Consider the following 7,654-nt stretch of genomic DNA (forward strand, 5'->3'; position numbering starts at 1 on the left):
CACGGGCGGTGGGCGAGGCCGTGGCGGCCCGTCCGCGCCGGTAAGCTGACCGGCCGTGAGCACAACCGCAGCCCCACCGACCGTCGCCGACGTGGTGGCGGTCCTGGAGCGCCGGTATCCGCCCTCCTGGGCCGAGGAGTGGGACCGGGTCGGCCTGGTGCTCGGTGAGCCCACCGCCGCCGTACGCCGGGTCGCCTGCGTGGTCGACGTGGTGCCCGAGACGGTCGCCGAGGCGCGCGCCGCCGGGGCCGACATGATCGTTGCCCACCATCCGCTGCTGCTGCGCGGCGTCTCCTCGGTCGCCCCGACCACGTACAAGGGGCGGATCGTGCACGACCTGATCCGGGCCGGCGTCGCCCTGTACGTCGCGCACACCAACGCCGACGTGGCGGCCCCGGGCGTCTCCGACGCGCTGGCCGCCCGGTTCGGGCTGACCGGGCTGCGCCCGCTGCACCGCCCGTCGCCCGGCTCCCCGGCCGACGGTCCGGGCCGGGGCATCGGCCGGATCGGGGAGCTGCCCGCCCCGCTGACCCTGGCCGAGCTGACCCGGCACGCCGCCGCCGTGCTGCCCGCCACCGCCTGGGGAGTTCGCGCCGCGGGCGATCCCGGGCGTATCGTGCGTACCCTCGCGGTCAGCGGCGGCTCCGGCGACGCCTTCCTGGCCGAGGCGACCGCCGCCGGGGTGGACGCCTTCCTCACCGCCGACCTGCGGCACCACCCGGCGGGCGAGCACCTCGCCGCGGGTGGTCCCGCCCTGCTCGACGCCGCCCACTGGGCGACCGAACGACCCTGGTTGGACGACCTGGCCGCCCACCTGCGGGACGACCTCGGCGTCGAGACCGTGGTGTCCGATCTGGACACCGACCCCTGGACCGTGCACGCCGCCGCGCCCGTACTGGACGACAAGGAGCCCCGACCGTGAAGGCTGAACCCCAGGTCCAGCGCCGCCTGCTCGATCTGCAGGCCATCGACACCTCCCTCGCCCAGCTGGCGCACCGCCGCCGCATCCTGCCCGAGCGGGCCGAGCTGGAGGGGCTGGCCCGTGAGCTGTCCGCGCTGGAGGACGAGCGGGTCCGCGCCCAGGTCGCCGTGGACGACCTGGACCGGGACATCGCCCGGCTGGAGAAGGACATCGACCAGGTCCGCGCCCGCAAGAGCAAGGACGAGGCGCGGCTGGCCGCCGGCTCCGGCCCGGCCCGCGAGCTGGAGGCGCTCCAGCACGAGCTGGTCTCGCTCAATCGGCGGCAGGGCGATCTGGAGGACGCCGAGCTGGAGCTGATGGAGCAGCGGGAGACCGCGCAGGGCGTGCTCGACGGCATCGAGGCCCGGATGGCCGAGGCACGCGAGCGCCGGGTGGCGGCCGAGCAGCGTCGGGACGACACGCTGGCCGAGATCGCCAAGGAGGAGGAGTTCAAGAAGGCCGCCCGCAAGCCGCTCGCCGGCGACCTCCCGGCCGATCTGGTCACCCTCTACGACAAGGTCCGCGAGGACACCGGCCTGGGTGCGGCGCTGCTCACCGCGGGGCGCTGCGGCGGCTGCCGGCTGGAACTCTCCGGCGCCGACCTGTCCCGGATCCGCAAGGCGGCCCCGGACGACGTGGTCCGCTGCGAGGAGTGCCGACGGATCATGGTCCGCACCAACGAGTCGGGTCTGTAGCCGGTGGCGGTGCGCGCGGTCGTCATCGAGGCCGACGGCGGGTCCCGGGGCAATCCGGGCCCGGCCGGCTACGGCGCGGTGGTCCGGGACCCGGACTCCGGGGAGGTGCTGCTGGAGCGCTCCGAGGCGATCGGGGTGTCCACCAACAACGTCGCCGAGTACCGGGGGCTGATCGCCGGGCTGGAGGCCGCCGCCGAGCTGGGCGCGGCCGAGGTCGAGGCGCGGATGGACTCCAAGCTGGTGGTCGAGCAGATGTGCGGCCGCTGGCAGATCAAGCACCCGGGGCTGCGCCCGCTCGCCGCGCAGGCCGCCGCGCTGGTCGACCGCTTCGAGTCGGTCCGGTTCAGCTGGATCCCCCGGGAGCGCAACCGGCACGCCGACGCCCTGGCCAACGCCGCGATGGACGCCGCCGCCGGCAAGCCGCCGAAGCGCCCCGCCGTCGCCGAGCCGCCGCGCGAGGTCGCCGCCCGCGCCGCCACCCGGACCGCCGCGACCGATCCGGCGACGATGAAGCCCTCCTGGGAGCCGCGGCCCAGTTTCACCGCCACCCGGCTGATCCTGGTCCGCCATGGCGAGACCGAGTGGACCGTGCAGCACCGCTACGCCGGCCGCGCCGACGTACCGCTCTCCGACCAGGGCCGGGCCCAGGCCCGGGCCACGGCCGCGCGGGTGGCCGAGCTGGCCCCGTCCGTCGCGGCCGTGCTCAGCTCACCGCTGTCCCGGTGTACGGCGACCGCCGAGGCGATCGCCGGGGCGCTCGGCGGCATCCCGGTACGCCGGCAGGACGACTGGATCGAGTGCGACTTCGGCGACTGGGACGGGAAGACCTTCGCCGAGGTACGCGACCAGTGGCCGGGGGAGCTGGACGCCTGGCTCGCCTCGACCCGGATCGCGGCGCCCGGCGGGGAGTCGTTCACCGTCGTCGCCGAGCGGGTCGACCGGGCGGTGGCGGCGCTGCGCGAGGCGTACCCGGGGGAGACCGTGGTGGTCGTCTCGCACGTCTCGCCGATCAAGCTGGCGTTGCGCGACGCCCTGGCGGCCGGCGACGCCTTCCTGCACCGGCTCTACCTCGACGCGGCCGGCATCTCGGTGCTGGACATGTGGCCCGACGGCGGCGTGGCGGTACGCAGCATCAACGACACCGCCCACCTCGCCGCGCGCTGACCGGCGGGGGACCGGCAGGTCAGCCGCGACCGGAGCGCAGCAGCCAGCGGATGAGGTAGAGGCAGGGCAGCGCGACCGCCAGCCACATCAGGCCCACGGCGAGCCGGACCAGCCCCGGCAGCCCCGGCTGGAGGGCGAGGAAGCCCAGGCCGACGGTGGCGACGACGAGCAGGTAGCCGAGGATCGCCGCGTTGCGGCGTGGCGAGCGGGGTGGCCGGGTCACGGGCGGGGCGTCCCTTCGGTCAGCCGCGACACCAGTCGCAGGGGGTCGCGCAGCACGTCACCGACGGCGTGGTCGCCGATCCGCAGCGAATCGAGCAGCTCCTGGCGGGCCTCGTCCACCTGCCGGCCGGCCGCCCGGATCGTCTCGGTGACCAGCTCGCCGAGGGTCAGGTTGTCGACGGTACGGCGGGCCCGCGGGTCGATGCGGATGTCCAGCAGCTCCCGCGCCCCGGACATCTCCACGGTGACCTCGCCGTCGGGCGAGGAGACGACGTGCCGCCGGTGCGCGGCCCCCTCGGCGAACTCGACCGCGGCGGTCATCGCCGAGGTCATCTGCCGGGCCAGGGCGCTCAGGTCCGGTCGTTGCATCAGCCCACCGCCCCGGTGCCGCGGAGGAACTCGTCGAGCGCCTGCCGGGGTGCGGGCGGCTGATCCACGCCGTCGTTGCCGGTGATCTCCCGGATCCGGTCGGTGAGAGTGGTCGACAGCCGGGTCTGGGCCTGGCGTACCGCCTCCAGGCAGGCGGCCCCGAGCTGGTCGGCGTCGAGGTCCCGGACGGCCTGCGGGCTGAGGTAGACCTCGGCCACCTCGCCGTCGCCGGTCACCCGGGCGGTCACCGTGCCGGTGGCGTCGCTGGCTTCGACGCTCTCCTCCCGCAGCGCGGCGATCCGGGCGGCGAGGCCGTCCACCCGCTCCCGGACCGCGCGCAGCGACGGGTCGGTGTAGCCCTGGCGACGCGCCTCGTCCGCCGCCGCCGCGATGGCCTCCGCGTCCGCGTTCACCGCTGCACCCACTCGGCCGGATCACCGATGACGATCTTCAGGGACTCGGGCAGCCGGATGCTGGCCGTGTCGATCCGCCCGCTCCGGTCGGCGAACTTGTTGGCCAGCTCGTCGTTGGCGTCGCCGAGGGTCTTGGCGGAGAGCCAGACCGTCATCACGAAGCCGGCCAGCAGGCCGATCACGGCGACCGCGAAGGCCGCCCAGGAGGCGAAGATGCCGATCTTGACGGCCGGCGAGACCGGGCCGGCGGCGTTGGCGGCCACGGCGGCGACGGCGGCGCTGACCGTGGCGACCAGGAACGCGCCGAGGGTGGTGATCACGCCGGCCGCCAGCTGCGCGCAGTACGAGTCCACGTTCTTCAGCTCGCCCCAGGTGCCGGAGTTGCTGATCCACGGCTCAGGATCGACGACGTTCGGCATCACCAGCAGCCCGGTCAGGGCGGCCGCCGCCATGCCGGCCCCGGAGGGCTCCAGCGCGACGATCAGACCGCTGGTGGCGGCGACCACCAGCCCCCGGATCAGCAGTGTGTCGAACGCGTCGCTGTCGGTGTCGGTCCAGCCGCCCTCGTCCCAGCCCGCCGGCATCCGTCCCCTCGGTCAGTCGTGACTGCGCTGGAAGCCGGCCGCCTGGTCGGCCTCCAACTGCTCGTAGTGGCCGGCGACCCGGTGCAGCGCCGTGCCGATCGCGTCGAAGGTGTCGCGCAGCGCGGTGGTCACCGCGCCCACCGCGGCCAGGGACTGCGCGTAGTCGTCCGCCGCGGACATCGCGAACAGCGGGAAGGCCCCTGCGGCAGCTCCAGCCCGGCCAGCGTCGGGCGGGTCTGCTGGTCGAACTCGTCGGCGTACGTCGAGAAGGAGAAGCCCAACGCCCGCATCGCCTCGGTCGCGTACAGCGACACCCTGCACCACCCCCGTGTCAGTGCGTGAGGCCCCAGGCTAGCGGCGCGCGGCCCCGCCGGCTGCCCGTCCAGGGCCGGGCACGTCATTCGGCGCAGCGGACTTGCCGCTCGGCGCAGGGTGCGACGACGAGTGGCGTGACGGCAGTCACAGGGTGGTTAGCCTCCGCGCGATCACACCGACCCACGACCCTTCGGAGACGCAGATGAGTGATCCCGGAACACCACCGGCCGAGCCGGGACCGGATCCCACGGCGGGCACGGCGTCGTCCAGGGCCAAGGACCACAGTCCCTGGAACTGGCTGCTCTTCGTCCCGATCCTGGTGCCGCTGATCCCGGCGTTCTTCAACGCGGACTCGCCCCGGCTCTTCGGCTTCCCGCGCTTCTACTGGCTGCAACTGGCCTACATCCTGCTCGGCGTGGCCACCACGACCCTGGTGTACCAGATGACGAAGAAGCGGGGTGGTCGGTGATGTGGCGTGACCATTTGACCGAGATCATCGTCTTCACGGTGCTCTTCCTGCTGGTCAGCGCGATGGGCTTCGTCGCGGCCCGCTGGCGGGCGCCGCGGGACATGGCCCACCTCGACGAGTGGGGGCTGGGCGGGCGCAACTTCGGCGGCTGGATCACCTGGTTCCTGGTCGGCGGCGACCTCTACACCGCCTACACCTTCGTCGCGGTGCCGGCGCTGGTGTTCGGCGCGGGCGCGATGGGCTTCTTCGCCGTGCCGTACACCATCGTCATCTACCCGCTGGTGTTCCTGGTGCTCTGCCGGCTCTGGTCGGTCTCGCACCGGCACGGCTTCGTCACCCCGGCCGACTTCGTCCGGAACCGGTTCGACTCGCCGGTGCTGGCACTGCTGGTCGCGATCACCGGCATCGTCGCCACGATGCCCTACATCGCGTTGCAACTGGTCGGCATCGAGGCGGTGTTGAAGACGATGGGGGTCACCGGGGAGAGCACCCTGGCCCGGCACCTGCCGATCATCATCGCCTTCGCCATCCTGGCCGCGTACACGTACCAGTCCGGGCTGCGGGCGCCGGCGCTGATCGCCTTCGTCAAGGACACGCTGATCTACATCGTGATCCTGGTGGCGGTGCTGTACCTGCCCTACAAGCTCGGCGGCTGGGGCGAGATCTTCGACGCGGCGGACGCGAAGTTCAAGGCGTCAGCGGCGCCGGGCGACGGCATCCTGCTCAACGCCAACAACCAACTTCAGTACATCACGCTGGCGTTCGGCTCGGCGCTGGCGCTCTTCCTCTACCCGCACAGCATCACCGGCGTGCTGGCCAGCCGGAACCGCGACGTGATCAAGCGGAACATGTCCGCGCTGCCGGCGTACAGCCTGCTGCTCGGGTTGATCGCGCTGCTCGGCTTCATGGCCATCGCGGCCGGGGTGAAGCCGCTGCCCGGGGCGACGGCGGGGAGCGTGGACAGCAACACGGTGGTGCCGGTCCTCTTCGACCAGCAGTTCCCCGACTGGTTCGCCGGGGTCGCGTACGCGGCCATCGGCATCGGCGCGCTGGTGCCGGCGGCGATCATGTCGATCGCGGCGGCGAACCTGTTCACCCGCAACATCTACAAGGAGTACCTGAAGCGGGACGCCTCCCCGGCGCAGGAGGCGCAGGTCTCGAAGGTGACCTCGCTGCTGGTCAAGGTGGGCGCGCTGGCGTTCATCATCTTCCTCGACCCGCAGTTCTCCATCGACCTCCAGCTCATCGGCGGCGTGATCATCCTCCAGACGCTGCCGGCGGTGGCGCTGGGCCTGTACACCCGCTGGTTCCACCGCACCGCGCTGATCGCCGGCTGGGCGGCCGGCATGGGCATGGGCATGTGGATGCTCTACCAGATCGCCAACCCGGTGACCGGGAAGAAGCACTTCGCCGGCTCGGCCTTCCCGCTCTCCGAGTTCGGCTTCGACACCAAGAAGACGATCTACGTGGGCATCGTGGCGGTGCTGGTCAACCTGGTGGTGGCGGCGCTGCTGACCCTGGCCCTGCGGGCAGCGAAGGTCACCGACGGGGTGGACCACACCAAGCCGGACGACTACTTCGCCGACGAGGGCGACCCCCGGGTCACCCCGGGCACCGAGCGCGACGCCGACTCGGCCCGCGAGCCGGTGGCGTAAAGGTCGGCCCGCCCCCGGGTGCCCGCTGCGGTGGGCGCCCGGGGGTCCCGTGGCCGGTCGTTGTGCCGAGACGCTACGGAGCTGATGACGTGAACGGATCGGTGGCGACGCCCGGCCGCTGAGTCGTTCACGTCATCAACTCCGTACTGTCCGCCGCCCGTCCTCGCCGGTGCGGGGCGAGCGGCGGCTTCGTTCAGCGGCGGTTGCGGGCGCTCAGGGCCTCGTTGAGCCGGCCCAGCAACCGCGCCAGGGTGTCCCGCTCCTCGGCGTCCCAGTCGCCGAGGATGTCGCCGTAGAGCCGGGCGCGCGCCGCCCGCACCGCCGCCATCCGTTGCAGGCCGGCCGCAGTGGGGGAGACCACCGTGCCGCGCCCGTCCGCCGGGTCGGGGGCGCGGGTGATCAACCCGTCGCGTTGCAGGGCCGAGACCTGCCGGGTGACCGTCGAGCCGTCCAGGTTGAGCTGCGCCGCGAGCGCGGAGACGTTCTGCGGACCGGCCGCGTCCAGGTGCCGCAGGATCACGTACGCCGCCCGGTCCAACACCCGGTGCTCGGCGGTGCCGGTGGCCCGGCGGGTCGCCTCGCCCAGCCGCATCAGTAAAGCCACCTCGGTTTCGATTCGGCCGAGGGTGGCCTCGTCGTCCGCTCCCGTGCGCTGGTCGTCGCTCATAGCTGTATCATACAAACAAAACTACCTGTAGGGCACAGCTATCTGGGGGGGGTGTCCCTATGGGTTTCGTCAAGCGGCGATCGGTGCTGTGGGGCGGGGTTGGTAGGGGTTCTTGTCGCGGAGCATGGCGAACAGGACGT

Annotated in this window: 11 protein-coding genes; 5 read left to right on the forward strand and 6 right to left on the reverse strand. The window is 72.9% G+C overall.

Annotated features, from left to right (window positions below):
* Positions 1-55: 55 nt before the first annotated feature.
* Genes M2302_RS30900 through M2302_RS30910 form a run of 3 tightly spaced genes read left to right on the forward strand, consistent with a single transcriptional unit; the run spans position 56 to position 2,820 of the window.
* Entirely contained in the window at positions 56-922 is an 867-nt protein-coding gene (locus tag M2302_RS30900; protein WP_154942684.1) for a Nif3-like dinuclear metal center hexameric protein, read from the forward strand.
* Positions 919-1,656, forward strand: a complete 738-nt coding sequence (locus M2302_RS30905; protein ID WP_179801186.1) for a C4-type zinc ribbon domain-containing protein — start codon at positions 919-921, stop codon at positions 1,654-1,656. The genes M2302_RS30900 and M2302_RS30905 overlap by 4 nt, the downstream gene beginning before the upstream one ends.
* Before the next feature lie 3 nt (positions 1,657-1,659).
* Positions 1,660-2,820: a bifunctional RNase H/acid phosphatase gene (locus M2302_RS30910; protein ID WP_280841334.1), complete on the forward strand. Its 1,161-nt coding sequence runs from the start codon at positions 1,660-1,662 to the stop codon at positions 2,818-2,820.
* A 19-nt stretch (positions 2,821-2,839) separates the two neighbouring features.
* Here M2302_RS30910 and M2302_RS30915 read toward each other — a convergent pair whose 3' ends face one another.
* From M2302_RS30915 to M2302_RS30935, 5 genes are read right to left on the reverse strand one after another with little or no spacing between them, the layout of a single operon-like run.
* Positions 2,840-3,043: a hypothetical protein gene (locus M2302_RS30915; RefSeq protein WP_280841335.1), complete on the reverse strand. Its 204-nt coding sequence runs from the start codon at positions 3,041-3,043 to the stop codon at positions 2,840-2,842.
* On the reverse strand, positions 3,040-3,411 hold the full coding sequence (locus M2302_RS30920) for a YbaB/EbfC family nucleoid-associated protein (RefSeq protein ID WP_280841336.1): 372 nt from the start codon (positions 3,409-3,411) through the stop codon (positions 3,040-3,042). Before M2302_RS30920 ends, M2302_RS30915 begins: the two co-directional genes overlap by 4 nt.
* Complete coding sequence (locus tag M2302_RS30925) at positions 3,411-3,824, reverse strand: YbaB/EbfC family nucleoid-associated protein (protein WP_170285449.1); 414 nt, start codon at positions 3,822-3,824, stop codon at positions 3,411-3,413. Before M2302_RS30925 ends, M2302_RS30920 begins: the two co-directional genes overlap by 1 nt.
* Complete coding sequence (locus M2302_RS30930) at positions 3,821-4,408, reverse strand: hypothetical protein (protein ID WP_280841337.1); 588 nt, start codon at positions 4,406-4,408, stop codon at positions 3,821-3,823. The genes M2302_RS30925 and M2302_RS30930 overlap by 4 nt, the downstream gene beginning before the upstream one ends.
* A gap of 12 nt (positions 4,409-4,420) precedes the next feature.
* Positions 4,421-4,588 carry a hypothetical protein gene (locus M2302_RS30935; protein WP_280841338.1) on the reverse strand — a complete coding sequence of 56 codons (168 nt, stop codon included), beginning with the start codon at positions 4,586-4,588 and terminating at the stop codon, positions 4,421-4,423.
* A gap of 337 nt (positions 4,589-4,925) precedes the next feature.
* On the opposite strand from M2302_RS30935, the gene M2302_RS30940 reads away from it, so the two are divergent.
* Both M2302_RS30940 and M2302_RS30945 read left to right on the forward strand, forming a co-directional pair.
* A complete protein-coding gene (locus M2302_RS30940) occupies positions 4,926-5,192 on the forward strand; it encodes a DUF3311 domain-containing protein (protein ID WP_210778659.1) in 267 nt (88 codons plus the stop codon).
* Positions 5,192-6,847 carry a sodium:solute symporter gene (locus M2302_RS30945; protein ID WP_280841339.1) on the forward strand — a complete coding sequence of 552 codons (1,656 nt, stop codon included), beginning with the start codon at positions 5,192-5,194 and terminating at the stop codon, positions 6,845-6,847. The genes M2302_RS30940 and M2302_RS30945 overlap by 1 nt, the downstream gene beginning before the upstream one ends.
* A gap of 193 nt (positions 6,848-7,040) precedes the next feature.
* Here the strand turns inward: M2302_RS30945 and M2302_RS30950 are convergent, their stop codons facing one another.
* Positions 7,041-7,514: a MarR family transcriptional regulator gene (locus M2302_RS30950; protein ID WP_280841340.1), complete on the reverse strand. Its 474-nt coding sequence runs from the start codon at positions 7,512-7,514 to the stop codon at positions 7,041-7,043.
* Between the last annotated feature and the right edge of the window lie 140 nt (positions 7,515-7,654).

Origin of the sequence: Micromonospora sp. A200, from assembly GCF_029893845.1 — a bacterium.
GTDB lineage: Bacteria > Actinomycetota > Actinomycetes > Mycobacteriales > Micromonosporaceae > Micromonospora > Micromonospora purpureochromogenes.